At 47.8% G+C, this 26,415-nt stretch carries 16 protein-coding genes and 1 pseudogene; 11 read left to right on the top strand and 6 right to left on the bottom strand.

Translation table 11 applies throughout. The features are described 5' to 3' along the window. Positions 1-49: 49 nt before the first annotated feature. Positions 50-1,027 (bottom strand): 2-hydroxyacid dehydrogenase, encoded by a 978-nt coding sequence (locus QNM19_RS07645; protein ID WP_049866178.1) that lies wholly within the window; start codon positions 1,025-1,027, stop codon positions 50-52. Then, on the bottom strand, positions 993-1,508 hold the full coding sequence (locus QNM19_RS07640) for a glutathione peroxidase (RefSeq protein WP_049866179.1): 516 nt from the start codon (positions 1,506-1,508) through the stop codon (positions 993-995). The genes QNM19_RS07645 and QNM19_RS07640 overlap by 35 nt, the downstream gene beginning before the upstream one ends. A gap of 132 nt (positions 1,509-1,640) precedes the next feature. Between QNM19_RS07640 and QNM19_RS07635 the strand changes: the two genes are divergently transcribed. Further along, positions 1,641-2,525, top strand: coding sequence for an NAD(P)-dependent oxidoreductase (locus QNM19_RS07635; protein ID WP_049866180.1), 885 nt, complete (start codon positions 1,641-1,643; stop codon positions 2,523-2,525). A gap of 81 nt (positions 2,526-2,606) precedes the next feature. On the opposite strand, the pseudogene QNM19_RS07630 reads toward QNM19_RS07635, so the two are convergent. Beyond that, a pseudogene (locus QNM19_RS07630) lies at positions 2,607-3,953 on the bottom strand (dicarboxylate/amino acid:cation symporter). 178 nt (positions 3,954-4,131) lie between these two features. On the opposite strand from QNM19_RS07630, the gene QNM19_RS07625 reads away from it, so the two are divergent. After that, positions 4,132-8,607 (top strand): hypothetical protein, encoded by a 4,476-nt coding sequence (locus QNM19_RS07625; protein ID WP_284026551.1) that lies wholly within the window; start codon positions 4,132-4,134, stop codon positions 8,605-8,607. 323 nt (positions 8,608-8,930) lie between these two features. Beyond that, a complete protein-coding gene (gene topA, locus QNM19_RS07620) occupies positions 8,931-11,573 on the top strand; it encodes a type I DNA topoisomerase (protein WP_049864193.1) in 2,643 nt (880 codons plus the stop codon). Positions 11,574-11,644: 71 nt separating this feature from the next. On the opposite strand, the gene QNM19_RS07615 is transcribed toward topA, so the two are convergent. Then, positions 11,645-11,893, bottom strand: coding sequence for a hypothetical protein (locus QNM19_RS07615; RefSeq protein WP_049864194.1), 249 nt, complete (start codon positions 11,891-11,893; stop codon positions 11,645-11,647). A 219-nt stretch (positions 11,894-12,112) separates the two neighbouring features. Here QNM19_RS07615 and QNM19_RS07610 point away from each other — a divergent pair, with 219 nt between their 5' ends. Genes QNM19_RS07610 through QNM19_RS07600 form a run of 3 tightly spaced genes read left to right on the top strand, consistent with a single transcriptional unit; the run spans position 12,113 to position 15,475 of the window. Continuing rightward, positions 12,113-13,606, top strand: a complete 1,494-nt coding sequence (locus QNM19_RS07610; RefSeq protein ID WP_049864195.1) for an alpha/beta hydrolase — start codon at positions 12,113-12,115, stop codon at positions 13,604-13,606. A gap of 1 nt (position 13,607) precedes the next feature. Next, a complete protein-coding gene (locus QNM19_RS07605) occupies positions 13,608-14,342 on the top strand; it encodes an ABC transporter ATP-binding protein (RefSeq protein ID WP_284026550.1) in 735 nt (244 codons plus the stop codon). Further along, the gene (locus QNM19_RS07600) at positions 14,339-15,475 is read left to right on the top strand and encodes an ABC transporter permease (protein ID WP_049864196.1); all 1,137 of its coding nucleotides are present in this window, start codon (positions 14,339-14,341) and stop codon (positions 15,473-15,475) included. The genes QNM19_RS07605 and QNM19_RS07600 overlap by 4 nt, the downstream gene beginning before the upstream one ends. 40 nt (positions 15,476-15,515) lie before the next feature. Here QNM19_RS07600 and QNM19_RS07595 read toward each other — a convergent pair whose 3' ends face one another. Next, on the bottom strand, positions 15,516-15,761 hold the full coding sequence (locus QNM19_RS07595) for a hypothetical protein (RefSeq protein WP_049864197.1): 246 nt from the start codon (positions 15,759-15,761) through the stop codon (positions 15,516-15,518). Positions 15,762-15,937: 176 nt separating this feature from the next. Here QNM19_RS07595 and QNM19_RS07590 point away from each other — a divergent pair, with 176 nt between their 5' ends. The 3 genes from QNM19_RS07590 to QNM19_RS07580 all read left to right on the top strand — a co-directional run bounded on the left by QNM19_RS07590 (position 15,938) and on the right by QNM19_RS07580 (position 23,162). Continuing rightward, entirely contained in the window at positions 15,938-17,008 is a 1,071-nt protein-coding gene (locus QNM19_RS07590) for a hypothetical protein (RefSeq protein ID WP_049864198.1), read from the top strand. A gap of 335 nt (positions 17,009-17,343) precedes the next feature. After that, a complete protein-coding gene (locus QNM19_RS07585; protein WP_049864199.1) occupies positions 17,344-19,467 on the top strand; it encodes a flavin monoamine oxidase family protein in 2,124 nt (707 codons plus the stop codon). Positions 19,468-19,475: 8 nt separating this feature from the next. Then, the gene (locus tag QNM19_RS07580; RefSeq protein ID WP_284026549.1) at positions 19,476-23,162 is read left to right on the top strand and encodes a serine/threonine-protein kinase; all 3,687 of its coding nucleotides are present in this window, start codon (positions 19,476-19,478) and stop codon (positions 23,160-23,162) included. A gap of 46 nt (positions 23,163-23,208) precedes the next feature. Here QNM19_RS07580 and QNM19_RS07575 read toward each other — a convergent pair whose 3' ends face one another. Continuing rightward, complete coding sequence (locus QNM19_RS07575) at positions 23,209-24,537, bottom strand: anti-phage deoxyguanosine triphosphatase (RefSeq protein ID WP_049864201.1); 1,329 nt, start codon at positions 24,535-24,537, stop codon at positions 23,209-23,211. A gap of 305 nt (positions 24,538-24,842) precedes the next feature. On the opposite strand from QNM19_RS07575, the gene QNM19_RS07570 reads away from it, so the two are divergent. Together QNM19_RS07570 and QNM19_RS07565 are read left to right on the top strand one after the other, a co-directional pair. Then, on the top strand, positions 24,843-25,664 hold the full coding sequence (locus tag QNM19_RS07570) for a glucosaminidase domain-containing protein (RefSeq protein WP_049864202.1): 822 nt from the start codon (positions 24,843-24,845) through the stop codon (positions 25,662-25,664). Next, a complete protein-coding gene (locus tag QNM19_RS07565; RefSeq protein ID WP_082225411.1) occupies positions 25,654-26,310 on the top strand; it encodes a DUF2987 domain-containing protein in 657 nt (218 codons plus the stop codon). The genes QNM19_RS07570 and QNM19_RS07565 overlap by 11 nt, the downstream gene beginning before the upstream one ends. The last annotated feature ends 105 nt before the right edge of the window (positions 26,311-26,415 follow it).

Genomic DNA, 26,415 nt, shown 5'->3' with positions numbered 1-26,415 from the left:
AAAAAAGCCCGGCTTGCCGGGCTTTTTTGTGTCTGTTGTACCCCGTGACTCAGACCTGATTTTCCAGCGTCTGCCCAGTGCGGATGGCATTGAGGTTAGTCACTGTGGTGTGGGCGATTTCGGTTAAGGCTTCTTTGGTGAAAAAGCCCTGGTGCCCGGTGATGAGTACATTGTGAAAACTGGCCAGGCGCATAAAGACATCGTCCTGAATCACCTCATCACTGCGATTTTTAAAGAACAGTTCAGACTCCTGCTCATACACATCCAGTCCAAGGTAGCCGAGTTTTCTTGATTTCAGCGCGCGGATACAGGCTTTGCTGTCTACCAGTGCACCCCGGCTGGTGTTGATCAGCATTACACCTTGCTTCATTTTGTCGAAGGCTGCATCGTCGATCATGTGATGCGTGGCATCGGTGAGTGGGCAATGCAGGGTAATGACGTCGCTTTGCTCAAGCAACATATCCAATGATACTTGGGTGTATGAGCCTTCTCCGATATTCGGGTCGTAGACCAGCACGTGTGCGCCAAAGCCGTTGAGAATGGCCACCAGAGCCTGACCAATTTTACCACAGCCGATGATACCGACGGTTTTATTGTGCAGGTTAAAACCCAGCAAGCCGTTGAGGTCAAAATTGTCTTCTCGTACCCGATTGTAGGCTTTGTGTGTTTTACGACTCAGTGTCAGCATCAGGGCAATACAATGCTCTGCCACGGCTTCAGGACTGTATGCAGGCACACGTACTACTTTGATCCCTAATGCGTGCGCTGCCTCTATGTCGACATTGTTAAAGCCTGCGCAGCGTAGTGCAATACTTTGAACGCCCAACTCTGCCAGTTCGGCTAACACATTGGTATCAACCTGATCGTTCACAAACACGCAGATGGCATCGAACCCCTGCGCCAGTGCAACAGTCTTGTCGTTCAGTGCTTGCTCAAAAAATTCAAACTCAATATCAGGAAACTGGGTCAGTGCATGCTCAAAAAATGGCAGCTCATACTTTTGCGAACTGAATAGGGCGACTCTCATTGGACACTTGACTCTCTATAATCGATTTTAAGGTTTCGGGCTTTGTCCTGGGTGCATAGCGGGACAATAAAGCGCCCTCTGAGTTTACTAAAAACTTAGTAAAATTCCATTTAATAGCGCGGTTTTGCGCAATCCCTCGTGTATTTACCTTGAGGTAATTAAAGAGTGGGTGGGCATCCGGGCCATTCACCAGTATTTTTTCTGAAATGTGAAAGCTCAGATTGAAGTGCGACTGGTAAAACTCCCTCAGCATTTCGTTTTCCAGTGGCTCATTGCGACCAAACTGGTGGCAGGGAAAGGCGATAACCTCTAACCCCATAGGGTGGTACTTCTTATATAACTTTTCTAATGCGCTCAGCTGCGGCGCAAAGCTACATTTACTGGCAATGTTGACGATCAACACGGGTCTGCCTTGTAAGGATCTGAGTGCCAGCGTCTCGCCGTTAAGTAGTTTCACGCTGAAACGATAAATGTTCTCCATCCTGTCAGGCTCCTTGATGTTTTTTCTTTTTAATCACTTGATTCATAGCTGGTATTTTTCATTTGCCATGGCTAGATGGCTCAGGTATAACAACTCCATCTTTCTAGCTTAACAGCCAAATAGGACAAATTTATGTCAGTCAAAGTTGCATTCATCGGATTGGGGGTGATGGGCTATCCCATGGCCGGTCATTTACAACACGCGGGTCATCAGGTGACCGTTTACAACCGCACGACCGCAAAAGCAGAGCGTTGGGCGCAGCAGTATCAGGGCGCATTCGCAGCCACACCGAAAGAAGCCGTCGCAGATGCTGAGTTGGTATTCATGTGTGTGGGCAACGATGATGACCTCAGGTCCGTTGTTTACGGCGATAATGGGGTTTTAGCTGGTATGAAGCCTGATACCGTTTTGATTGACCACACGACAACCTCGGCTAAGGTAGCACGTGAGGTTGCGCAGCGAGCGGCCGAGCAAAACGTTGCATTCCTGGATGCGCCTGTATCAGGTGGCCAGGCTGGCGCTGAAAATGGGGTATTAACCGTGATGGTAGGCGGTGACCCTGAAGTATTTGAACGTGTGCAACCTGTGATGGCGGCCTTCAGTCGCTTTAGCCAGCTTCTGGGAGAAGTGGGCTCGGGCCAGCTGTGCAAAATGGTGAATCAGATTTGTATTGCTGGTGTGGTACAAGGGCTGGCAGAAGGACTTCACTTTGCGAAACAGGCTGGCCTGGACGGCGAAAAAGTGGTTGAGACAATTGCCAAAGGTGCAGCGGGCTCATGGCAGATGGAAAATCGCTATAAAACCATGCTCGCGGGAGAGTATGACTTTGGCTTTGCTGTCGACTGGATGCGTAAAGATTTGGGGATTGCACTGGACGAAGCGCGTAGCAATGGATCATCATTGTCACTGACTGCTATGGTCGACCAGTATTATGCTGATGTACAGGCACTCGGGGGCGGACGTTTTGATACCTCGAGCTTGTTAGCACGCCTTGATGCGATTCATGATAAAAAATAGCGTCTCGTCTTTGTGAGACGTGGCAGGCAATAAAAAAGGCAGGTGCTTATGCAACCTGCCTTTTTATATCTATTTACTCAGCTAAGCTTTTTTCGACAGCTTGTCTAAGTCGATGTCTTCTTCCAATGCTTTGGCTGCATCGGCATCATTGAATACTTCGGTATCCAGCTCACCCTCGGACTTGGCCACCACACAGGTCACCATACAATCACCAGTAACATTGACTGCGGTACGCGTCATATCCAGTAGACGGTCAACACCCATAATGATGGCGATCCCTTCAACTGGCAGGCCGACCTGATTAAGGACCATAGCCAGCATGATTAGGCCGACGCCTGGCACACCTGCGGTACCTACTGAAGCCAAAGTGGCGGTGAGAATGACCATCAGATAGTCACTCAGGGTCAAATCTACAGCGAAGACTTGTGCGATAAAGACAGTTGCAACCCCTTGCATGATGGCGGTGCCATCCATGTTGATGGTTGCGCCCAGAGGTACGGTAAAAGAGGCGACCGAGTTATTAGCGCCTAGCTTTTTGGTGGCCGTTTCCAGTGTCACTGGCATAGTGGCACTGGAGCTTGATGTGCTGAATGCGAACATACAGGCATCTTTCATTTTTGCAAGGAAAGTGAGTGGGTTCAGGCCTGTCAGCACTTTTAGCAAAATGCTGTAGTTGACAAAAGCATGGATCAGCAGGGCTGCAACAACAACGAGGAAGTATTTACCTAGCTCAACAATCAGGCTCATTTCAATACTGGTAAATAGTTTGGCCATCAGACAGAAAACACCATAGGGTGCCAGGTTCATCAACAGGGTTACCAGCTTTAGCACTACGGTATTTAAATCTTCGAATACCTTCGCACAGCGCTTACCTGCATCACCACTTAATGCCATAGCAATGCCAAACAACAGCGCAAACACAATCACCTGAAGCATGTTGCCACTGGCCATTGCGTTAATTGGGTTGGTTGGGAACATCCCGATAATGACTTGAGTCAATGTAGGTGCTTGTTGTGCGTTGAATGTCGCGGTCGTTGGAATTTCAACACCACCACCCGGGCTAACGAGCAGAGCCAGTGAGATAGCAACCGTAATTGCGATAGCCGTCGTGGACAGATATAGCAAAATGGATTTTCCACCCAGGCGACCGAGTTTCTTTGGATCGCTCAGGCTACAGGTGCCGACAACGAGAGAAATAAAGACCAGAGGAACAACCAGCATTTTTAAACTGGCGATGAAAATTTGTCCACCAATATGGAACAAACCATCAACGAAAAAGCCTTAAATCGGTAAATCGAACAGGCCCAGCGGAATTGCAACTTCAGGCTGATCGCCCAGGATGGATTGGATTAACAGACCCAAAATAACACCCAATACCATGCCTAGCATAATACGGGTTGTTAGGCTCATTTTTTTGTTTTGTGACATAGCCTTTGACATTGTCCTAACACTTCTAATTTACAAAATCGCTATAGCCTAACAGGATAGTTGAAGATGAACAGAAAAAATCGATGACGGTCGCTAAAAATTTGTGATTTTAGATCCGCAATTGGGTTAACATGGTGAAAATAACTCAAAATTATTAGATTGCAAGGGAGAATCGAAAATGTCTCTGATGCGCTGGTTTAGTATTACTTTGCTCAGCTTGCTGATGATCGCCTGTGGTGGCGGTGGTTCGATTGAAAAAGACACCTCGGGAGGTGACGGTACAAATACAGACTACGAACTGGTACTTACTACTAGTTCTGCAAGTGGTGGTAGCCTGAGTATTAGTAACCCCATAACTATTACAGCAAAGCTCACTAACGATGGTGCGCCCATTGCAAACAACCTGGTTAATTTCACTAATGATGAGTTTTCAGATTTTGCTTCTGTCAGTTCTCAATTAACTGATAGTAACGGTGAAGCCAAAGTAACCATTATCGCTAACCGGGCAGGAGGCGCAGGCACCATTTCTGCCACCGCTGATGTGGGTGAAAATACCGTAACTGGCTCGGTGCCATACGCAGCTGACGGCGATGGGGGCATTCAGATTGCCATGACCATCACTGGGTCAGATGGTCAAGCAATTGATGCCAGCAACCCTATTTCTGGGGCAGAAGTTGCGACTGTTACTGCGGTTCTTACAGACAATGGTACGCCTTTGACAGGCCAGGTACTGGAGTTTTCTAAAGAGGTGGATAGTGAGGACCTGCTGGTCACCAATGGCAATTCTAACGTGCAAACTGACGCAAACGGTGCTGCCCGTTTACTGGTACTGGCGACGGACAAAGTTGGTGCCGGTTATGTGCAGGTTACTTATAATGAAGACATCAATGCGCGTATCGGTTTTGAGTCCGCCGGAAACCCTTTTTACGACAAAGAAATCTATGATTTGAGTGTACAACTGGTTGATGCCAGTGAGCAGAGCTCTTCAGGCCTCTCTTTGGCAACACCACTCACGGCAAAAATTCAGCTGACTTTAAACGAGCAACCAGTTGCAAATGCCGATATTTTGGTAGAGGTAGAAGAGAGTGCGCGCTTTGCCAAGCCGACGGAATCAGTCCGAACCGATGCCAATGGCCTGGTCGAAATACAGTTTTTTGCAACTGAAACGGCTACTGTTGCGCAGCAACTTGATGCCTTTACAGCAATTTACTCCGTTGATGGTCAGGAAGCGGCAAGAGCTGTTGCCAACTATGTAGGTGCGGGTGATGGCGGTATTCAGATGACTATCACAGTGCTTGACAGCAGTAATAACCCAATTACTGAACAGAACCCGCTTAATGCGACCAGCGGAGCCACCATCAATGTTCTGCTTACGCAAGATGGTGTCGCGATGGAGAAGGAAGTCGTCTCAATTGATGACTTGACCTTGGCCGAATTTGACGGCGGTAATGGTAAGGCGGAGACCAATGCCGATGGCTCAGTAACATTTGATATAAAAGCGACAGCTGAGGACGGATTAGGTACGTTTAACGTGTCGCTGCCGGAAATTTCAACATTTGCATCCGTCTCTGGTCGCTTTTACTCGGCCGGTATTATTGCCGTTGAACGTGGTATTACGATTGAAATTATTAGCCTGGAAGATACACAGGGTGTTGATATTTCACGTGACAATCCCCTGGATGACAACACCAAAGGGGTAGTCAAAGCAAAAGTCTTAAAAGATGATGAACCGCTTGCGGGGGTGTTGGTCGAGTTTACGACTGATAGTGTCGCAACCTTAAGTCCCGTTGATGGTCGAGCACAAACAGACGCGGATGGCATAGCGACAATTGATCTTAACCCGACGAGTGTCAGAAGCATTGGCCTTGTCAGAGCTAAGTACACGTCAGATGCCGGTGAAGAGTTTGAAAGTGGTAGTGTACTATTCCACTCTGATGGTGTTGATGACAGCGACGGTGACTATAGATTTAATATCAGGGTACTGAACGACTGTGATGCTGGTTGGGAAAGTCAGAGAGACGAAATCGAACTCGTACCTAACCCTTTGACTAATGGCTGTACGGAAACTAATCAGCTGGAGTCAACAGACACGCCTGACGTCTTTATAAAGGTTACTAATACAAACAATGAAAATGTCACTAACAAGATAATTACGGTGACGTCTGATATTGGCCAGGTGCTACCTGCTTCGGGCCGTGTACTGACCGACAACTTTGGTATTGCGTTACTTAAATTCCAGCCTGGCGACTCTGGCGGAGCGGGGACAATCAGCGCAGAGTATGAAGGTGAGCAGGGTAATGTGAACTTTTCTGTCGGGTTACAGAGTTTGTTTGTTGAACTTTCCGCGCCAGCTTCTGAAGATAATCCATTGAATGCTGGTGGTAGCATGGTGATATTTGCCGATATCTATGTCGATGAACTTAAGTCTGCACTGTATACGCAGCCTATAGATGTCGAGTTCACGTCAGGGTGTGTTGACGAAGGCCTTGCAACAATTGATAAAACAGTGAGTTCTAGTGAAGGGCGTGCAGGTACCACATACAGTGCTAACGGCTGCCGAGGTCTGGATACAGTGACCGCAACTGTGGTTTCCGGAGGAGGGGTGAACCAACCTGCAAATATCTCTTTTACTGTATCTGAAGCTTCCGCACAGGCGATTCAGTTCTTAGATGCCAGTGAGGGTTTTATTGGTTTGCCGCCTGGTATAGGGGGAGTGCCAACTACGTCAACTGTGAGGTTTAAGTTGATTGACAGTGATAATCGGCCGCTTAATCAAAAGCGCATCGATTTCAAGATCTCAGATCTAACGGGCGATGCACTTTTAACAGCTTATACCGGTAGCACAGATAATGAAGGTATTGCTCAGACGACAATCCGCTCAGGGATAGTGCCCGGCGATATTATTGTCGAAGCATGTTATATCTCAGATGAGGAACTGGCCACCTTACCGGATGGTCAAGACTTTACGTGCTGGCAATCACGAATTGATATTTGTAACGCCGACCCAGCCGATGTACGTTGCCCGGATGGTGAAACCCTACAATTATTGGCGGCGGATAAGCAAATTAATGCTGTGTCCTCAGGGATTGTGTTGTCGTCAGGCGTGCCAGATCAAAACAGTTTTGACGCAGGCTCTGAGACTTATTATATGAATGCCATGGACACGATAGGGTTCACAAATGACATCAGTATATTTTTTGGTGACCAATTCAATCAGCTAACGGGTGACAATATTGTTGCAAACGTACAAGTTGAGGCGGGCATCGTGGGAAGTATTGATGGCCAGGGTGGCACAAATACCTACGAGTGTTTAGCGGTAGACGGTCGCTGTACCGTGCAGTGGCGCGGCCAGGGTGAAATGCCATTTACCGACCCCAAGTGGGGCAACACCCTGGATAAAGTGTGTGATACTTATTTCGGGGCACCTGCACCTTGTAGCGCCTGGCCAGAGGTAAATCGGGACGGGGATATCTTAATCCGGGGAGGACGAATTTCTGTTCTGGTAACGGCGAAAGGGCAGGAGACGTTTATAGACCGACCCAGTACAGTTGACGATGACGGCAATGTGACCGTTGAACGTCGTAATGGCCGGTTCGATCAGGGAGAATTTTATACGTCGTTCGACCTGCCCGAAGCGTTTGTTGATCACAACGAAGACGGTAAGTTTCTATGTGATGTTGATGGCAATAATTGTGGTGAACCCGTAGTCTGCGATGGTAGTGGTGTGTGTGAGCCTAACGGCACGCGTGGTGGCCATAACGAGACCTATAATGATAGCAATAACAATGGTATCTATGATAATGGAGATGGCATCTATAATGGATTGCTGTGTTCCGAAGAAGCCATGAATGCTGACGGCGGCCCTTATTGTTCCAGAGAACTGATTGAGGTGCGTAAACAGTTTGAAATTATTGCCTCAGGCAGCACGCCTTATATTCGCTTCGCTGTGCACAAAAATGATATCAGCGTACAGTATGAAACCGGCGCAGATTGTCCTCTTTATTCGGGCACCCCAACGCTCAATGCAGATGGTAATCTGGAGCTCGATAATAGAAATTGCTTACAGTTCGATAATACGACTGCGGTGTCTGGTGGACCAACCGTTTTGGGTACTGCTTGTGCGCTTGAAATCGGCACACCAGAAGATGATGGCGATGGTAACTTAAGTCTAGATGGTAATAACTGTCCTCAGTTCGCCTCTGGGGTGGCTTATCAGGATAATACGTGTCTGAGTAAAGTCGATACTCTGGGTAATGATATTGCACGGCGTGGCGTATTGGGCCTGGAAGTGTCAGATAATAGCAATTACTGTGATTTTAGCGGTATCGATTTAACAGATTCTACTTTGCCAGCGACCGATAATGTTGATTTCGTTGTGTATTACTCAGATCTTTATGGCAATTCGTTACCTGAAGGAACAGAAGTTCAAATCACAACGGATAACGGCGTCGCGACAGTCAGTGGATTACAGGGTATCGTGTCCAGAGCATCAAATGATGGCGTTCAGAGCGCGACGGTTACGATATCAAGAGAGCAAGCAGCAAATAGTCTGGCGATTGGTAATCTAACTGTTCAATTTACTATCCCAAGTGCTTTTGAGGGTGGTGAAAGCTCGGTAGTAGTCCATACGGTGACCATTGAAGATGCTGGCTAATTTGACATGATTTGGATAGGCCAGAGGGAACTCTGGCCTTTATTCATGGGCGGAAAAACTCGTCTAAATGAGCCCGCATAAATTCATCCTAAATTATCCTCTTTACCTTTACCCCTTGAAATTCCTTTTATATCCGCTATATTCGCCCTTTCCATTAAGCAATCTATACGCCTGGGTAAATTAACAGCAACAATTGTTCATAAAATCACTGCTTGGCGAAAAGATCGAATGAAAAGCTTGTAACAATAGGTATTTGTGGATATACCTATATTTAATCGCGCCCAATGAAGGGCAACAACCAGACAGAAGTCAAATAGGCAGCTATGGGCAAATCGCTAGTAATCGTAGAGTCTCCCGCAAAGGCAAAAACTATCAATAAGTACCTGGGTAAAGACTACATTGTAAAATCCAGTGTCGGTCATATCCGTGATCTTCCTACCTCAGGCGCAGGCAAAACCAAAGGTCTGGCAACTAAATCTCCTGCTGAAGTGAGAAAAATGTCGCCAGAGGAAAAAGCTGAGTACAGAAAAAAGAAAGATTATGCGAACCTGGTTGCCCGGATGGGGATAGACCCGGAAAAGGGCTGGGAGCCACACTATGAAGTGTTACCCGGCAAAGAAAAAGTGGTTCAGGAGCTGGCTAAGCTCGCAGAAAATGCCGACACCATCTATCTCGCAACCGATTTGGATAGAGAAGGAGAGGCCATCGCATGGCACCTGGAAGAAGTGATTGGAGCCGATGCAAGCAAATACAAACGTGTTGTATTTAACGAAATCACCAAAAATGCCATTACTCAGGCGTTTGAAGCACCGGGCCAGCTAAACACCGACATGGTGTATGCGCAGCAGGCACGACGCTTTCTGGATCGCGTGGTGGGCTTTATGGTGTCACCGTTGTTGTGGCAAAAAGTCGCGCGCGGATTGTCAGCAGGTCGTGTTCAGTCTGTGGCGGTACGCTTGCTGGTTGAACGTGAGCGTGAAATCAAAGCCTTTATTCCAGAAGAGTTCTGGGATATTCACGCAGACACCGCACTGGCAGAGCAGGACGTTCGTTTTGCTGTCACTAAGTATCAGGGCGAAGCGTTTAAACCGTTAAACGAAACGCAGGCTAATAAAGCGGTTACTGAACTGCAAAAAGCGCAGTATCAGGTTGTTAAGGTTGAAGAGAAACCGAGTAAGAGTCGCCCGAGTGCACCATTTATTACTTCAACCATGCAACAGGCCGCCAGTACCCGACTGGGTTATGGCGTTAAAAAGACAATGATGCTGGCACAGCGTTTGTACGAAGCCGGTTACATTACTTATATGCGTACCGACTCAACTAACTTATCGAATGATGCGGTTGAAATGGCACGTGGCTATATTCAGGATAACTTTGGCGATAAGTACTTGCCGGGTGCTCCTATTAAATATAGTGCGAAAGACAATGCACAGGAAGCGCACGAAGCAATTCGCCCTTCAGATGTGAACATCCTTTCCGGCCATGTTGAGGGCGTAGATGCCGACGCTAAGAAGCTCTATGAGCTGATCTGGCGTCAGTTTGTGGCGTGCCAAATGACACCCGCAGAGTACGATCTGACTAATATCACTGTGGGTGCGGGCGATTACACGCTTAAAGCGCGCGGCCGAGTGTTACGCTTTGACGGTTGGACACGTGTTCAGCCAGCAGTCCGTAAGAAAAACGAAGAAGAGCAGGCGCTACCTGCTGTGGCGGTGGGCGACATTGTTCAGTTACAGGCACTTGATCCTAAGCAGCACTTTACCAAACCACCTGCGCGTTTCAGCGAAGCAAGCCTGGTTAAAGAGCTTGAAAAGCGTGGCATTGGTCGTCCTTCAACGTATGCGTCGATTATTTCGACTATTCAGGACCGTGGCTATGTGCGGGTAGAAAACCGCCGTTTTTATGCCGAGAAAATGGGCGAAATAGTGACAGACCGATTGATCGAAAACTTCGATGAGCTGATGGACTTTGACTTTACGGCCAAAATGGAAAACCGCCTGGATGAAATCGCAGAAGGCGATCGAATCTGGACGCAGGTGCTTGATAAGTTTTACGCTGATTTCTCCAACCAACTTGACTTGGCTGGTAAAGAAGAAGCGGAAGGTGGCATGCGTCAGAATGTGATGGTTGAGACTGACATTGACTGTCCAACCTGTGGTCGTAAGATGGGGATCCGTACAGCGTCTACCGGGGTATTCCTGGGCTGTACAGGCTACAACTTGCCACCAAAAGAGCGCTGTACCACCACCATGAACCTGATCCCCGGGGATGAAGCGGTTGATGCCGATGTTGAAGACGCAGAAACTGAAAGCCTGAGACAGATGAAGCGTTGCCCTATCTGTGAAACCGCAATGGATTCCTATCTGATAGATGAAAAGCGCAAGCTGCATGTGTGTGGTAACAACCCGGGCTGTAGCGGTTACGTCATTGAAGAGGGCAGCTTTAAAATCAAGGGCTATGATGGCCCGGTGATAGAGTGTGATAAGTGTGGTTCAGACATGCAGCTTAAGTCTGGCCGTTTTGGCAAGTACTTTGACTGTACCAGTGATGACTGTAAGAACACGCGTAAGCTACTTAAAAGCGGTGAGCCTGCGCCACCAAAAGAAGATCCGGTACACTTACCAGAACTACCCTGTGAGAAGTCTGAAGCCTATTTTGTGCTGCGTGACGGTGCTTCTGGTATCTTCCTGGCGGCACATACCTTCCCTAAATCCAGGGAAACCCGTGCACCGAAAGTGGCCGAGCTAAAGCGTTTCAGAGATCGTATTTCGCCTAAGTTTTATTATCTGGCAGATGCGCCGGAGCAGGACAATGATGGTAATCTAGCCGTTGTCAGGTACTCACGTAAAACCAAGACACAGTACGTCATGACTGAGGTGGAAGGTAAAGCCACAGGCTGGAAAGCGACTTATGTAAGTGGCAAGTGGGTCGAAGAAGAGAAAAAGCGTAAGAGCGCCAAATCTTAATGGATCTGCTTGGGTATTAAGCAAAAGAAAACAAAAAGGCCAGCTCTGCTGGCCTTTTTACTGTTTGAAGATCAGATGTCGACGTCAGTTACTGTCATATAGTCACTGGCAGTTAGCTCTTCGTTAACACATTGCAAAACGTACTGACGTAGTGCATCGGTTGTCACTTCGTCATCCTGAGCCCATTCAACACACACTTGTGTCAGATCTGCAATCAGGCTGGCCGGTGCACTTTGTTGCTGCACCTCATCAGCGATAACTGAGGTTGACGTTAAAGTTGCGGCTAAAACGAAGCTCGCGAGGGCCGAAAATAGTTTCATTGATGTTTCCTTTAGTGTTTAGTGTCACGTTTCGTCACAGTGATTTTTTAAATGAAAAGACAGAAAAAGAACAACGAAATAAATCACTCCTGAAGATAAGTGAATGTGATTAGTAATAAATAGAGTGTTTTTGATTAGGGAACTGCCTTTCTAACAATGATATACTTCAACAACTTGACGTAACAATGGCCTTTTTTGAGGGCGATTAAGGACGGAATAATGACAAACAATCGCGGACGAATCCGCACACTGTTCAGGCATGGTTTTATTGCTTTGGGTCTGCTTAGCGCTTTTGCCAGTTACGCAACTACGCCGGAAAAAGCCGAACTGACACCTTGTTATACCGAAGGCCTGCCAGACAGGTTGATGTGCGGTAGTGTTGAACAGCCTCTTTCGGCAAACAATAACGACGAAAAAATCAGCATACATTTTGCGGTTATCCCGGCCATCAAACAGGTGCACCCATCGGAAGCTATCCTGGCGTTTGCTGGCGGCCCGGGCCAGTCGGCCATTGAGGTTGCCGCCGTGTTTGCCCGAGTCTTACGATATGCCCGCGAAGATCGGGATATTATCCTGGTTGACCAACGAGGCACGGGTAAGTCGACCTTGTTGCAATGTGACATGGACCCGCTTGAGGCGCAGTTTGCTTTTAACGATGCCGCCTTGCCAATCATTGAATATAGCCGTGCAGAAACCCAAAAGTGTAAAACCAAACTCAACACAGACCTGAGCCACTTTACCACGGTTGCCGCAGCCAGTGATTTTGAAGCGGTGAGACTGGCACTGGGATATCAAAAGCTGCACCTGTTCGGCGCTTCTTATGGGACACGTATTGCACAGGAGTATATGCGTCGCTACCCGCAAGTAGTGGCAAGCGCAACGTTGGATGGGGTAGTGCCTATGCAGCAAAGCCTGGTTGCCATTGGTGAAGCCATTGACAATTCATTGCAGGCAATTTTCACTGACTGTGCCGATAATACGGATTGCCGTCAGCAGTATCCTCAGCTGGACCAGCAGTATCAGACCTTACTGACAAAGTTAGAAGCGCAGCCAGCAAGTGTTCAAATCCCACATCCCAGAACACACCGATCCATCCCTTTGGTATTGACACAGAGTAAGGTACGCTCGGCCATTCGTATGGCGCTTTACAGCCATACTACGCGTGCTTTGGTACCGCTGGCCATCAGCGAGGCGAGCAGAGAAAATTATTTGCCATTGGTAGGCCTGATGGGCAGTGATTCGGCGTTTGGTTCGCTGGCAATGGGTATGCACAGTGCCATTGTTTGCGGTGAGGACTGGCCGGTGCTGACACCTCAAGAACGCTCGCGTTTTTCAGGGACCTACTTCGGTCGCATGATGATAGAGTCGCTCGATGCCAGCTGCCCGATCTGGCAGGTTGATGCCGTTGAAAAATCCTTTTATCAGCCATTAACGACGGAGATACCAACGTTATTGTTATCAGGCGGGTTAGATCCCGCGACACCACCTGAATGGGCAGAGCTGGCGATGGTTAATATGGAGCAGGCACGCCACCTGATAGCCGCAGAGGCAACACATGGTGTGGCTGCACAAAGCTGTGCTGACAAACTGGTCGCCGAGTTTATTGATCATGGTGAACTTAATACACTGGATGCCAGTTGTTTGGATAAAACAGCGGTGCGGCGGTATTTTATGAACCCCAATGGTCCGGTATTAGTAAAAGAGGAGCCGTAATATGATCACTGTGCATAATCTGCAAAAACAAATTGCGTCGGTGAATGCCCTGGACGGGCTGAGTTTCAGTGCAAAGAACGGCCAGATCACTGGGTTGCTTGGTCCCAATGGCGCAGGCAAAACTACCTGTCTGAGAACGGTGTTTGGGTTACTACAGGCAGATCAGGGATATGCTGAGATAGACGGGATCAAAGTTCACGAAGATCCCATGGCTGCCAAGCAGCAGCTCGGCTTGTTCCCGGACCCATGTGGTTTGTATGAACGCCTGACACCCAGAGAGTATATTCAGTTTTATGCCGAGCTGAGTGGTATGGCTAAGTCACAGGCCATCTCGGCCACGCAACGTGTGATTGAGCAGTTGCAAATGATGGACATTGCAGACCGGCGCTGTCAGGGCTTTTCTCAGGGCCAGCGAATGAAAACGGCACTTGCGCAGGCAATTGTGCATCAGCCTCGTAACATCATTCTTGATGAACCAACACGTGGTCTGGATGTCATGAGTACCCGTGTACTCAGGGAATTATTATTGATGCTTAAGGCACAGGGCCATTGTGTGTTGTTCTCCAGCCATGTGATGCAGGAGGTGGCCGCCTTATGTGATCATGTGGTGGTCATGGCAAAAGGCAAAGTGGTTGCGCAAGGTACACCGGCGCAGTTGTGCGAACAAACGGCCAAATCGAGCCTGGAAGAAGCCTTTATTGCCCTGATAGGCAGTGATGAGGGGATAGCGGCATGATGAAGCAAGTCAATATCCTGTTCAGGAAAGAACTGTTGGATGCGTATCGCGATAAACGTTCGGTCATGGCCGGGCTTTATTATGCGTTTGGCGCACCGATCGTGATGTGTTTGCTGTTTTCAGTACTGTTACAACAAATGGCTTCACCTGAAGCCCTTAAGATCACCATTTCTGGTGCTGAACGTGCGCCTAATCTGGTGCAATATCTGGGCAGTGTCGACATAAGCCACAGTGATGAAGCCGATACAAAACCTATCCGTCTGGAGATTGATGACGCGTATCAGCAGGATATGGCGACAGGTCGCAGTGCAACAGTGGTGATTGTTGCTGATAAGTCTGATAGCAAGCTGATAAAGTCAGTTCGGCGACTGGAAACGGCATTACTCAGGTATAACAGCGAAGTCGCGGGGTTGCGTCTGGTCGCTCGGGGGATCGATCCGGGGTTAATGCGCGCCCTTGATGTGCAAACGCAGGATCAGGCCACGCCAGATGCCAAAGGCGGCTTGTTTCTGGGGATTGTCACTTTGTCTATTATCATTGCGGTTTTTTATTCTGCGATGAACTTAGGCATAGATACCAGTGCAGGTGAGCGTGAACGTAATTCACTGGCACTATTACTCAGTCATCCGCTCAGTAGTATGCAGATTGTGCTGGCCAAAGTTGCCGCGATTGCGAGTTTTTCGGTTCTGGGGCTGGCCCTGGTGCTGATCGTATCAAAGTTTGCCTATGCCATGGTGGCCTGGGAGCAGCTGGGCTTTAGTATTACCCTGGATCTGCGCTTCATTGTGGTTAGCCTGATCATCGGTATTCCAATCGCACTCATGTCTGCCAGTATGCTGATTTTTGTTTCTTTTATGGCGAAGTCATTTAAAGAGGCACAGTCCTACGTCACTATGGTACTGATGGTACCGGTAGGTTTGAGCATGATGACCAGCTACGATATCGCCACCGAGACAATTCAATGGTTGCCGATTGCTGCGCAGCAATACGCGATGATTGAATTGATAAAAGGTAACGCCTTACCGCTGGCACCACTGGGGGTGGCGTCGGTCTCAACTTTGGTATTATTTGGGCTGTTCACTTACCTGAGTAGCAGAATGCTGAAAAGTGAAAAAGTGGTGTTCGGTTTATAAATACAGCAACACTTTCACCCTCATATCAAGCCGGCAGACCTTAGCCGGCTTGATAGAGCAATAAAAAGACAGGCAGGCAGATAAGCAGCCCGACAAAAAAGAGTTTGAAAAAGCCGTCTCTGTTCTCGGTCAGATCAGCCAGACCGATACTATCTTGCTCATTCCGCTCTAAAGGCCTGAAGTGCCTGTATACCTTCATAGTGAGCAAACCAACAATAAATGGCAGTACAACCACCGCCACGATTAATATCACCAAATACCAAGCTTCCGGTACCGTATTTCTCATTGTCTATGCACCCTGGTTAAAATAGGTACATTAGCAAAGAACCCCCCGGCTATAAAGCACTTCCGCGTAATGGGTCGTAATGGCAAAAAAGCCGATTTTCGACTCTACTCAGAGTGGGTGCGATCAGGCATCTACAACCACAGAGCAAAGTAAGTTACGCGGTGAGGAGCAAAAACATGTCACATGTTACAATTAAAAGGGTCATGGGGTTTGGAGGGGAGACGCTGGCTGAGTATCGGGCTCAGCAGATGAAAGAGCAGCGCTGGCAATATGTTACTCAAGGTGTGTCCGATGCTGATTTGGATAACAACTTTGAGTTTTTAAACGGGGCGGTGCTTGACCGTAAAGTAGGCACACACCTATTGCAAACAACCACCGGATTGTTTGGCCCAATTCGGACAGGCACGATTGTGCACCTTGATCCAAATGCAGCGAATCAAGTAATTCAGAGCGACAGGGCACCACTTAACCCAAAGGGGGACCTTATCACGCGTCTTAACCAGCTTCACGATGTGCGCACAGGTAAGCCGCCAGAGGCTGATAATGCGTTGGCTGTAAGCGGTTTTTGGACTGCTGCGACGGACGGTGCGGGGATCGCCGGCCTGGACGGCGCCTCTAACGTATTTGGTAGTACTGGCCAGCTTATACTCAACCCTGAGTGTGCCGGCGAGCCGGTGTCGCTCACATTTCCATTGTTGCGATTTGGCTCAACTGAGCAAGAGCAATGTAATTACCTTGAAACGCTTGCTTACTATGGTGGAACGTTACTTCAGCCGGGCGAGCAGTTTGACTTAGGCTTCACGCAGGATTTGTGGGGCATTCAGTACGATCAGAAGCTACCTGAGTATGTGACAGAGTATGAGTTTAGCCCAACTAAAGGTGGAGGCTTGTTTGTAGAGCACCATCCTTTCCCCCATATTTGGCTTCCGGCGACAGGCATAGATCCGGCCTTTAAAGAACCGACGGTTTCCAGAATACTGCTAGGTCGTAGATTCAACTGCAACCACGAAGACGGCTATTATCGTACCGTCACCAATGAGCAGTTCCATTTCACGGTGTTCGAGGTACCAAACGATGGGAGTGCACTCGCTATTCGCCCTCAGTGCATCCACAATGATAGTTTTACGAAAGGGGCACAAACCGTGTTCCTGGGCAATACCGCGGCGAATACTGTGGCACTGCGTCAGAGTATGCCCGTGACAGAAATGGTCGTGGGCAACACACCTGTGTCTGGTCTGTCAGATTAACTGCCATACGCCTACAGTACGAGGCCTGCTTCGGGCCCGTACTTCTTCCTGCTATTACTCTCTACATAATACTCCTTCAACCTACGCCATATAAACTTGAATATTTTTAATGATCAATCTCATTCAATTATTGCAGTTTTACTAATATATAGATGAAATCAGAATAATGATGAAAATCATTCAATGCGCTGGGTGTTATTCAAGCCTTTGCTTTATAAGATGTTTTGCTCATTGTTAAGCTTGTTATAATATCGCTTATACAACGAGTGTTAACTTAACTCTCACTAGTCGCTGCCTGTTTCATTGGCAGTCAATTTCAAGAGAAGGAGACGTATATGAACAAAGATACCATTATTATTGGTGCAGGGTTTACAGGCTTAGCGGCAGCAGCCGAGCTGCAGAATAACCAGCAAGATTTTGCGATCCTCGAAGCAAGTAACCGGCTGGGCGGGCGAAACTTCAGTTTCAAAACCACGCAACACCTTGATACACCAGGTGTGGAATATGAACACGGCTCTCAATACATAGGTAAGTCGCAGGAGCCTTTATGGTCTGTGGTTAAAGGCGAACCGTTCTATACTTGGCTGAAAACACATTACCCTGATTATGTACATCCGGACACACCCGACACAGAGTACAATGAGGATACGTTACCTCCCTATATTGTAGACAACTTTGCACAGAGACTTGATTTTCCGGAGCAAGTGTTAATTCTCAGAGATGAGAACAACGAACCAAAGCGGTTCCCGTTCAATAAGTTCCAGACGCCATATTGTATTACCGGGTTACCCAGTGGTATCGGCAAACGCAGTGTTGCTGCGATAGGCCTGGTGTCACTGGATATCCTGTATATTGAATCATGTATCAACGTGGACCAGCCCTGGGCGTCTGACTTCAAGGGGGTATATACTGCTAAACAACTGGACGCCATTACACTCGAGCAATGGCTGCATGAAAAACCACGCCGTGGTTATATGACACCAACGGCGCTTGATTCCATAACCATCGCGGCTCAGGCCCTGTTATCAGTTAATCCAAGCGAAATATCAGCGTTATATTTCTTCTGGTATTGTGCCTGTAACGGCGGATTTTTCAATGAAGTCAACGATGCGAAAAACGGCCCTCAGCAATACTGGTTACGATGTGGATTCGGAAAAGTCCTGAAATTTATGAGCAAAGATTTCAAGGACAGCATCCACTATGAGCAGGTGATTGAATCTGTTTCGGTGGATGAGCAGGCTGAATTTCCGGTTTGCTTGACTATGTCCGATGGGGCCGTCCATCGCGCGAAAAAGCTCATTGTGGCTGTATCACCCCATACGGCGAACAAAATCCAGTGGCCAGCAGAGTTAGACGAGTCCTACAAAGTACTCATGGGTCAAAAGATGGGCAGAACTTTGAAGGCGCAAGTATTCTATGAGACCAGTTGGTGGAATGACATAGATGGTACCGGGTGGCAGGGCTACTCAGGTGGTGCGTCATATCCGGTTTTGTGGACCATGGACAATACAGCCTGTGATGCGAATGGTCAGCCAAGACCTTGTTTAATGACCTTTACTATTGGCGATCAAATTACTGAACTGGAAGCGTCAATTGCTAAATCTGGCAGTGATCCGGACGAGGCGTTAAAGCGCTTTTTGACTAAACATATTAGTTATCTGTTCACCGGTGAATATGATTATGAACCGGCAATGGAACCCATAGCCATCACGGCTAATCTGTGGGCCAAACAAACAGACAAAAGTGGTTTTGAAAAAGGCGCATTTATAGGCGGCGGACCAAATACGGTATTCGCGCCTGGCGTCCTGACTGAGCCTGTGCAAGATGGCAAGTCGGCGATGGCTTTTGCAAATACGCCATGGCGAGACCTTATCTATTTTACCTCTTCTGAGGTAGCACGGAACTACGACCCAAAAACGCCGGATGCCATGGCGTTTATCAAGCCTAAAAAAGCTGCAATAGTACCTGCTACGCAATACTCAGATAACCGACTCGACCTGGGTTATATGAACGGTGGCTTGTATGCAGGCCAATATGCTGCGCAGCAGTTGATACAAGGGGCGGAATTTAAGGTAAGGCATCACAAGATGCCTGCTTACAGCAAAGTCTGGAATGAAGTGAAAACTCTCGCTTACGTATTTATCCGAGGTATTGAAGCGTTCTTAGAGTTGGGGACTGCTTTGCATGTCATTTCCGACAGCCAGATTGACAATTTGATATCAGCCATACTCGGTGATGAAACCAGGCAATGTGAGCTAAAGGGCGGCATAGGCACCCAGCTGAAGTTACGGGCAGTACAGTTGTTTAATAGCAATGATGAGATTGCTGTTGATGCGCTGGCTGAAGTAGCTCGGGTATCGCCCCAGACGTATCAGGCAATCCTGGATGGATTCACTAGCGACGATCCGCGTCAGGTTGATTTCCTGAAGCGTTTATTTGGACAAAACCGCGAGTCGTAACCTTGTCAGTGTTTTCCAAACAAACAGTAAACTACCCATCCCGTATTGGCGATTATGTTATTCGAGGCATATTAGGCCGAGGCGGGATGGGGGTGGTATATGAAGCCTGGGATGAGGCAAACAATCGATTTGTTGCCCTGAAAACCATCCAGGGCACCGAGCCTGTGTCGCTTTATCGGTTCAAGTTAGAGTATCGACAAGTCGCGCAGATAGCACATCCAAACTTAGTGGGGCTGTTTGGTCTCACCTTTATAGAAGGGGCGTGTTATATCGTTATGGAGCTGATCAGAGGCTCCTTGCTCAGCCATTTTGTCGCGCAAAGTCATAGCGACACAATGCTGGACACCGTAGTGGCCACGCGTCCCCTGTGTTCGACTGACTCACCAATACTCAGTACACCTGCGAGACAGGACTATATTGCGCCACTCAGGCTCGATGTGTTGAGTCTGGCTCATCAACTTGCCAGAGCCGTATGTGCATTGCATGGTGGGGGTGTACTGCACTTAGATATCAAGCCAAACAACATTATTCTCACCTCAGGTGGTGAGCTGAAATTACTTGATTTTGGGGTTTCCCAGTTAAAAACGGCTCAACGGGGCCACACACCGCTGCAGCAGTTGGGGACGCCAAAGTACATGGCACCCGAGTGTTTATCAGGGCAAGTGCAAACAGCGGCAAGTGACTGGTATAGCTATGCGGTGGTGATACTTGAGCTGGTGACAGGACGAAGCGCCAAAGAGTTGGCCATCTTACCAGATGACAAGGGAATGTTTGAGAAACAGGTCTCGATGATCCTGCGTCAACACCTGCATGAGGCGTTGATTGCTATCCTGGCGAGAGCTTTATCCCCTGATCCGCACGACCGACCGACAGGAAAAGAGGTACTGGCGGCGTTTGATGCCAATGATGCCTTTTTAGCAACGAGTGATATGTCCGATGAGGTCAGGGTTTTTGTGGGTCGTGAAAAAGAGCTGGCAATGCTGAATGAGGCGTTTTGTGCACACACAGCAAGACAGCATTTGCTGATGTGCATTGAGGGATCGCCTGGTATAGGAAAAACGAGCCTGGTAGAGCAGTTTCTAAGTTCATTAGACAACGTTTTGGTGTTACGAGGGCGGTGTCACGAGCGAGAAACCGTGCCATTTAAAGCGCTGGATATGTTGATTGATGACTTTGCGCAATACCTGAGCTCAATTCCCCCTCAGATACGGTGCAGATATATTGTCGATGGTTTTCAGTATTTGGCGATTTTATTTCCTGTGTTGCGTGGATTTGTCTCGCATGAAAAGTGTGATCCAAATATGGATGCGATGCACATCCGGGCGCTGGCAATGAAAGCACTGGCAAATAGCTTGTCTTTACTGGTGAATAAGCAGCAAGTCATTTTGTTCCTGGATGATATTCAATGGGGTGATGAAGACAGTGCGCAATTGCTTGTCAGCTTTTTAGAGTACCTGTCAGAAAAACGCCCATTTGTCATATTGAGTAAGCGTACAGAAGTGTCACAGGACAACCGATTTGCAGCAGTGCTGGAAGAGTTTCAGCAAGCACCTGACTGCCCGATTAGGATGAGGCAGATCAAGGTTAACCCTTTGACACAGAGTCAGAGCACCGAAATGCTGGAGGCTTTACTTGAGGACAGCCAGGCCGCTCAGTCAAGCAGTGCACTCGATATTGTGCGGATCAGTAAGGGCGTACCTTTTTTAATGGAGCAGCTGCTCCAGTTTGGTTTGCAATCGGATATTGGCGAAATAGACGGTTATGAGATCATACAATTACGATTAAATGAATTGTCTCCAGAGTCCAAAGAGATCCTCAGCTTAGTGGCCATTGCGGGCCAACCAGTCAAGCTTGATACGATCCTTGCCATTGTGGGTGATATTCATATTGATGATTTCGCCTTTACCTGTCTGCGAGCTCAGCGGCTTTTGGTTGTGCAGGCTGGCGATCAGGTACAGTGCTTTCATGATCAAATTCGAGAATCAATCTTGTCGATTGAGTGTAGTGTGCTTTTGAAGAGCAGAGCTGGCAAATTGGCTGAGGCATTGGCTGAAGATCGTAAAACGGATAATGCGTTTTTGGGACAACTGTTTTATCAGTCTGGCCAAACACAACGTGCTATTGATTATATGATACATGCGGCCGACGAAGCTGAGCAGGCACTGGCCTTTAGTCGGGAAGCTGACACCTGTCATCAGGTGATCACCTGGTTGCCAGATAGCAGACAGGCAGAAAAGTATAAGTTTACTGAGCGAAGAGCCATTGCGTTATCCAGAGGTGGTTATGGGGTTCAGGCTGCTGAACTTTTCGCTCAATTGGCAAAAACAGACGGTCTCTGCGACTCGGAGCGAGCCAGATTAAATGGCATCGCCGCCAGTCAGTTCATGTACGGTGGACACATAGAAAAGGGCGAAGACCTTTTTAAACCCTTATTAAGACAATGGCGATTACCTTATCCGGGCTCAACAAAAACGGCGATGCTACGTATTATCTGGAGTATTGTGGTGCTTGAAGTGAAACGGAGATGGCTGAAAAAGGACAAGTTAAGCGCTGATATCTCGGACCCAAAAATAGAGCTAGTCTTCTCTGTGGCCAACTCTTTAAGTAACTGGGATCCTATCAGAGGATTGTACTTTTCGTTACTAAGCTTGCGCTTGGCCATAAATAAAAAGGATTTGAAACGGACGGTTCAGGGATTGAATATATACGCATTTGCGCTGTCTTATGGCGGAACAGCAAGACATAAGAAGATTAGCTCGCGGATCTTTGAGCAGGCGAGTAAGCTAGGTGAGCGCCTCACAGAGCCTGAGTATGAAATGCATCGAACGCTGTTGGAGGGGGTGTCTCTGTCAATCCAGAGTGAATACCAGGCAAGTATCGAAATGATATTGCATGCCGAGGAGCAATTCTCTACCAAGATATTCAATGCGCAAAATAACGCTGTGATAGCGCGAACAACGGCGGCACATATTTTTTGGTTAATGGGTCGTATACACAAGATCGGTGAATTAGCACCACAATGGATCCAGGATGCGAAATCTCGGGGAGACCACTTCTCTTTGGTTGAACTGACTATGTTTATGGGGGTATTTCACGCCGCCAATGGTGAGATGGAGCAAGGCAGGGGCATTATCAATGAGGCGATAGCATCATGGCCGCTTGCCGAGTTTACTTATCAGCATTGGGTTGCATCGAAAGCGCTCGTTCAAATTGGTCTGATGGCAGGGGATATCGAGAATACCTGGGTTAAATTGCGTGAAGATGTTCGCCTGGCGAAACGTGCCGGGCTGTTTGGCTCGCTTGCGGTCAGGACGGATTACCTGTTCTTACATGGCAGAGTGGCACTGGCCTGCGCACAACGCGACCCGTCACAGGCATCTCAAATGCTTAAAGTTGCAGAACAGGACGCAAAGAGCCTGCTGAAAGAGATAGCTCACTCAGCGAGAGGATATGGTTATTGTTTACGCGCCGGGATTGCGCGGATAAAGGGGGCTGAAGAGGCGCCTCTTGATGCGCTGGCAAGTGCAGAAAACTATTTTGCAAAAGCGCAAATGGAGCTACATCAGTTAATAATGAAACGCTGTGCGGTGGTGGCACTCAAGGATGGTGAACGAGTCATTGAAATAAACGAACATATTTGTGGTTTAGGGGTCAAGGAACCGGCGTTGTACCAGCGGATTTTCTATCCAGAGTAAGTACCTGAATGTTGCAACCAGCTGGTTTTTTATTTTGCAATGCGGCTCACATAGATGGGCCGCTTTTTATTGGGGATTGCATCCCGGTGTTACCGAACAAACGCTGATAGCAACGCCTAGCGTATTCATCTGTCATACCGGAAAGATAATCGGCCAGTACACGCATTTGCGCTCTTTCATCGGAGGCTTGCGTGAAATGCGCCTGAGTTGTATAGGGTAGTAGTCGCAACGGATCGCTCTGGAACGCACCAAATAAATCAATCAGCATGTTCTGGCCGCTGAATTCGATTTGTTGCATTTTGGGGTCGCGGATGAGCCGCGAAAAAACAAAGTGTTTTAACACACCCAAAATGGCTTCAAATTCGTCCGAGAGCTTTACTGTATGACGTAGCAGCGGATCGCTGAATCCGGTATCCTGAATGGTCAGTTCACAGTTGACAATAAACAGATTCACCAGCTCTCCAATCACATCTTTACGCAACGATTCATCGTGTGAGAACAGTCGTTCACTGATACTGTCGAGGTGCTCATCCAGCCACGGAGAATTGATTTTTTGTAGTTCAGGCAGGGCGTATCGTTGCCACTCTCGCTCACTCAGAGTCTCGGTGGCAATCGCATCTTCCAGATCGTGAACTGCATAGGCGAAATCATCGGCATATTCCATGATCGCACTATCGAGCGACTTGAAGCGGGTCTTGGCTTTAAATTCATTGACCGGAACATGGCTTTGCAACAAGTTGCGATCGTCTTCATTGAACGGTAAGAGGATCCAGTCCAGCACGTCTTTGTCACACTGATAAATGCCTTTGGCTGGCAGCCATTGTTGAGTATAGATAAAGCGTTGACTGGGGTCGGGCTGTGGCATGCTAAGACATAGCTCATCGATCACAGCCGGGTATTTTATAAACCCGAGTAAAGTGCGGCGGGTCAGATTCATACCATACCCTTTGGAGTAGGGCTCCAGTTTAGTCACGATCCGCAGGGTTTGTGCATTGCCTTCAAAGCCGCCATGGTCGCGCAACAGATAGTTCAGCGCGATTTCTCCGCCGTGACCAAAAGGAGGGTGGCCAATATCGTGTGCAAGGCAGATGGTTTCCATCAGGCTGGAGGAAGGAAACCAGGCAAATTCGGGATGCTGACTGCTGAGATGGCGAAGTAACCCAGTGCCTATCTGAGAAACCTCCAGTGAGTGAGTCAGGCGGGTGCGGTAAAAGTCATTGACGCCAATACTCATAATCTGTGTTTTTGACTGCAAGCGCCTGAATGCTGCCGCGTGGATGATCCGGGAGCGATCAATCTGCCAGGCTGAGCGGTTGTCATTAGGGCGATATTTTTTTTGATCCAGCTGTCTTTGTTGCCAGGGTGACTGACTCATGGGTGTCCTTTATTCAAAACGCTACTGTGTTCAGTATATCCACGGAATATGCCGGTATAAAAGAAAAAGTAATCAAAGCAGTAGGTGAATTTAATGTCTGTTGAGTGGCGGGGCCACGATAAAATGCAGAAATTCGCGTTTAGTGGTAAATTTTGGTATCATTGTCCGCTAATTTGAAAATGAAAGAGCAAAGTACAGCAGGGACATTCTGTTAGGGATTTTCAGAAAACCTGCGTAGTCATGCCTATATCACTGTGTTTTTTCGACACTTTGAGTTGGTAGTTGGTACTAGTGTGAGGAGAATCATGCGTTTACTAGTGAAGTTTATTATTGCCGCGATTTCAATATTCGCGATTTTGTATCCATTTATTGTCAAACCCCCAGCCCTCCCACCGCCAGAGCCAGAGCCCGAAGTCGTCGTGACTGAGCCGCAGGTTAAGGAAGTGGAACAGCCATTACATTCGGTGAAGCTACCAGAGTTTGGGGAAATCCGTGATATCGCCACCAAGAAGAAACAGTTCTTCGATTTTATTAAGCCTCATGTTGAAGCAGAGAATGAATTGATCTTGCAACAACGAGCAAGCATAGAAATTGCGTTGATGATGCTGCAGTTTGAAGAGCCGCTCAGTGATATTCAGCAGCAAAGGATTGATCAGGTGTTTGAACTCTACAGAATAGAAGATGACACCGTTTCCATTGAGAATCTTAAACGGGCGTTAAGGCGGGTGGACATCATTCCTAAAGAGCTGGCGTTAATGCAGGCAGCCAACGAGTCAGCCTGGGGTACGTCACGATTCGCCCGGATCGGCCTTAACTTTTTTGGCCAGTGGTGTTATCGAAAAGGGTGCGGCATGATCCCAAAACGTCGCAGCGACGAAGCCGTGCACGAAGTGGCTGCGTTTCAGTCGGTCCGGGCATCGGTCAAATCTTATTTCAGAAATATCAATACGCACGATGCGTATAAAGAACTGAGGGCCACACGTGCCCAGCTACGCGAGCAAAAAAAGCCGATAGAAGCAACGGCATTGACCGCAGGACTCTTGTCATATTCAGAGCGGGGCGTGCATTATATTGAAGAACTTAACGATATGATAAGACACAACAAGGCTTATTTTGATGAAGAGTAATTTATTGGCACTGCTGCTGGGGCTGGCAGGTGTTGCCACTGGAGTACAGGCTCAAGAAGAGTTTGTGGTTTCGTATGATGGGTTTTATGACCGTCTTAAAGTGATTGAAAAGGGTGAGTTTGAATTTGCCCGGGTAAATTTTTACCTGGTAGACATTGCGACTTTGGCTCCGTGCGGGATTAAGTCAGGAAAAATTGTCACAGAAACCAGTGAACAGCCGCTCAACTATACGCAAGAAGCACAATTGTTGCTGCCCTTTAGTGAAAAACTCGATAAAGATAAAGCGGTCATCGTTGTAGAACCATTGGATCCACAACATGATTGTCAAATTAAATTTCAGATTGAGTCCGCGTACTTCACGAATACTCACCTGACCAAGCAGCGCTTATATCAACTGCATCATGAGTTTGACGAGCTCCTGTCTGACTTGTCAGGTTTTTTTGTCAGCAAGCTAATGGGCTTTTTGTTACCTGAACAACAGGGCGTGAAGGTAACATTTGCCAGTGAGCCAAATTTGTCGGCACCCGGCGTGACCTGTGAAAAGCAGGTTTGTCAGTTCAAGGTAACCGATGACTGGGAGAATGATACTGCGCGCTTTAACACGCTAAGTGAAGTCGTGACGGTGACTCCCTGGATTGAAAAGTAGCTTGTTGGCTATCTGAACACTTAATTAAGCAAATTGGTATTAGTCGAAATGACACTTATACAAAAAAGGCTTCGCATTGCGAAGCCTTTTTCTTTTTCAGCCGTG

The organism is Pseudoalteromonas ardens (assembly GCF_030125445.1).
Classification (GTDB): domain Bacteria; phylum Pseudomonadota; class Gammaproteobacteria; order Enterobacterales; family Alteromonadaceae; genus Pseudoalteromonas; species Pseudoalteromonas ardens.
The sequence above is the reverse complement of the archived record's forward strand: the minus strand, read 5'-3'. Positions and strand labels throughout refer to the sequence as shown.

Bases quoted from the DNA above. Each gene is read 5' to 3' on its own strand.
- topA (WP_049864193.1), top strand. From the start codon at position 8,931: ATGGGCAAATCGCTAGTAATCGTAGAGTCTCCCGCAAAGGCAAAAACT.
- QNM19_RS07615 (WP_049864194.1), bottom strand. From the start codon at position 11,893: ATGAAACTATTTTCGGCCCTCGCGAGCTTCGTTTTAGCCGCAACTTTA.
- QNM19_RS07640 (WP_049866179.1), bottom strand. From the start codon at position 1,508: ATGGAGAACATTTATCGTTTCAGCGTGAAACTACTTAACGGCGAGACG.
- QNM19_RS07590 (WP_049864198.1), top strand. From the start codon at position 15,938: ATGTCACATGTTACAATTAAAAGGGTCATGGGGTTTGGAGGGGAGACG.
- QNM19_RS07645 (WP_049866178.1), bottom strand. From the start codon at position 1,027: ATGAGAGTCGCCCTATTCAGTTCGCAAAAGTATGAGCTGCCATTTTTT.
- QNM19_RS07635 (WP_049866180.1), top strand. From the start codon at position 1,641: ATGTCAGTCAAAGTTGCATTCATCGGATTGGGGGTGATGGGCTATCCC.
- QNM19_RS07570 (WP_049864202.1), top strand. From the start codon at position 24,843: ATGCGTTTACTAGTGAAGTTTATTATTGCCGCGATTTCAATATTCGCG.
- QNM19_RS07625 (WP_284026551.1), top strand. From the start codon at position 4,132: ATGTCTCTGATGCGCTGGTTTAGTATTACTTTGCTCAGCTTGCTGATG.
- QNM19_RS07595 (WP_049864197.1), bottom strand. From the start codon at position 15,761: ATGAGAAATACGGTACCGGAAGCTTGGTATTTGGTGATATTAATCGTG.
- QNM19_RS07600 (WP_049864196.1), top strand. From the start codon at position 14,339: ATGATGAAGCAAGTCAATATCCTGTTCAGGAAAGAACTGTTGGATGCG.
- QNM19_RS07565 (WP_082225411.1), top strand. From the start codon at position 25,654: ATGAAGAGTAATTTATTGGCACTGCTGCTGGGGCTGGCAGGTGTTGCC.
- QNM19_RS07585 (WP_049864199.1), top strand. From the start codon at position 17,344: ATGAACAAAGATACCATTATTATTGGTGCAGGGTTTACAGGCTTAGCG.
- QNM19_RS07605 (WP_284026550.1), top strand. From the start codon at position 13,608: ATGATCACTGTGCATAATCTGCAAAAACAAATTGCGTCGGTGAATGCC.
- QNM19_RS07575 (WP_049864201.1), bottom strand. From the start codon at position 24,537: ATGAGTCAGTCACCCTGGCAACAAAGACAGCTGGATCAAAAAAAATAT.
- QNM19_RS07610 (WP_049864195.1), top strand. From the start codon at position 12,113: ATGACAAACAATCGCGGACGAATCCGCACACTGTTCAGGCATGGTTTT.